At 48.7% G+C, this 2,147-nt stretch carries 1 protein-coding gene; it reads right to left on the bottom strand.

Features of this window, described 5'->3' with window-relative positions:
* Positions 1–21 precede the first annotated feature (21 nt).
* Complete coding sequence (locus IH879_22625) at positions 22–1,779, bottom strand: DUF885 domain-containing protein (protein ID MCH7677723.1); 1,758 nt, start codon at positions 1,777–1,779, stop codon at positions 22–24.
* Between the last annotated feature and the right edge of the window lie 368 nt (positions 1,780–2,147).

The raw sequence follows: 2,147 nt of genomic DNA, 5'->3' as shown, positions 1-2,147 counted from the left end.
AGTTTTTTATGAATCGTTGTACTAGTTTGTCGCAGTATGCTTTTGAATATAGCTATTTACCAGATTCTCCAGCGTCGTTAAAGGAATCGCGCCGTTCAACAGCACAACATCATGAAACTCGCGAATATCGAATTTCTCGCCCAGGGCTTCTTCAGCTTTCTGACGCAATTCCCGAATTTTAAGCTCGCCAATTTTATAGGCGAGTGCTTGCCCTGGCCAGGAGATGTAGCGGTCGGTCTCCGTTCTGACGTTGTGCAGAGACAACGCTGTATTAGACCCCAGGTAATCCATTGCCTGCTTCCGGGTCCAGCCCATGGCGTGCATTCCGGTGTCCACCACCAATCGGCATGCGCGCCACATTTCATAGGTCAGACGGCCGAACTCATTGTATGGGTCTGTATAGAATCCCACTTCTTTGGCAAGCCATTCGCAGTAAAGCCCCCAACCTTCCCCAAAAGCGGAAATATAAGAAAAACGCCTGAAGTTCGGCAAACCTTGCAACTCGCGGGCTAAAGCAATTTGCAGATGGTGTCCGGGGACGGCTTCGTGAAAGGTAAGTGCCTCAAGCGTGTATAAGGGGCGCCGATCCAGCGCATAGGTGTTGACCCAATAATAACCGGGCTGGGTACTGCCGAGTGCAGCGCCGACATAGCGGCCGGTGGTATATTTAGGGGCCAGATGATCCGGCACCGGCGCGACACCATAAGGCAACCTTGGCATGGTTTTGAAAAGTGACGGTAGCTTCGCATCCATTTGCTTGGCAATATAGGAAGCCTGCTTCAGAAGTTCTTCAGGGGTTTTGGCATAAAACCGTGGATCCGTGCGCAGGAATTTGAGAAAATCAGCAAAGCTCCCGGAAAATCCAACTTTCTTTATGATTTGCTCCATCTCCGAACGAATACGCTTAACCTCCTGAAGACCGAGCTGGTGAATTTCGTCGACGCTCATATCCAGGGTGGTAAAATATTTCACCCGCTGAGCGTAATATTCCCGGCCATTCGGCAGCTCTGAGGCGCCGATGCTTGTACGGGCATTCGGGATATACTCATCCACCATAAAACGGAGCAACGTTCGGTAACCCTTCACCACACCGTCCATGATCGCCTTTTTGCCAGTTTCTCCGAGACGTTCGCGCTCGCTTGCGGCGACCGTTGTCGGAATTTTCTCAAACGGTTTATAAAAAACGCTCTTTGTTGGGTCGTCTACGATATGTGTTTCAATGGTTACTTCATAGCCTTGTAAAACTATCCTGGGCATGGTTATCCCGGATTCGATGCCCTGGCGCAAAAGGCCGAGGTGCTGGTCGACATAACCGGGAAAAGCATTCAGGCGTTTGATATAATTCTCGTAATCGCTTACCGTGGCCAGGGGAACTTGATCCGGTATTCGGGCAAAAGAGATATGGAAACCGTCGTCGGCGGTAAACGGAACCAGGTATGCTTTAAATTTATAGTTTTCAATTTTCTCCCAAATCTGGCGTTTAAAGATGTCGGTATTGATCCGGTCTGTTTCACTTAAAGAGGACCGGTCAATAGCCTCGAGGCGTTCCATGAGGTCAGAATAATACTCATAACGCCGCGTTTGATCCGCTTCAGTGACCGAGGGCAAACGATCGTTATATTGATGATGTCCGGCATTAGTGGCAAAAAGCGGATTCTCCTCCATACGGAATGCCCACTCTTCATCAAACAAGATGCCGAGTGAATTCTGTGAATCTTGAGTCGAGCAGCTTAAAAGTAAAAGCAAGAATAGTATGGGTAGAATAGTCAGAACTTTCATTTTTGGAATTCCTATTTTTGTGAAAAAAAACTAATACGTCAAATTTTGTACTTAATTCTGCTAAACTCGCTTTAGGATGGGCCGCTCCGGCTCCTCGCCCCGTGGGATAAGTACCCTTGTTTAACAAAAAATTAACCTCCCCTGACTATCCAACGGGGCGAGGGATCCGGAGTCTATCCTGAGCGAAAGCGAAGGACCTGCTCCAGGCGCCTCTTTCCGACTTCATTATTATAAAAAAATTTAAGGAAAATCGGAAAGGGGTCGCCCGGAGTCTACCCTGAGCGGCGCCGAAGGGCTCAATTGGGTATTGGGGCTGTCTAAAAGCCCAAAATGACAGCACAAGTGACCTTTTTAGACAGCCCCCTCCT

Source organism: candidate division KSB1 bacterium (assembly GCA_022562085.1).
In the GTDB taxonomy this organism is placed as follows: domain Bacteria; phylum Zhuqueibacterota; class Zhuqueibacteria; order Oceanimicrobiales; family Oceanimicrobiaceae; genus Oceanimicrobium.
The sequence above is the reverse complement of the archived record's forward strand: the minus strand, read 5'-3'. Positions and strand labels throughout refer to the sequence as shown.

What these genes read in the sequence shown, in the direction of transcription:
- IH879_22625 (MCH7677723.1), bottom strand. Translation starts at nt 1,779, where the DNA reads ATGAAAGTTCTGACTATTCTACCCATACTATTCTTGCTTTTACTTTTA.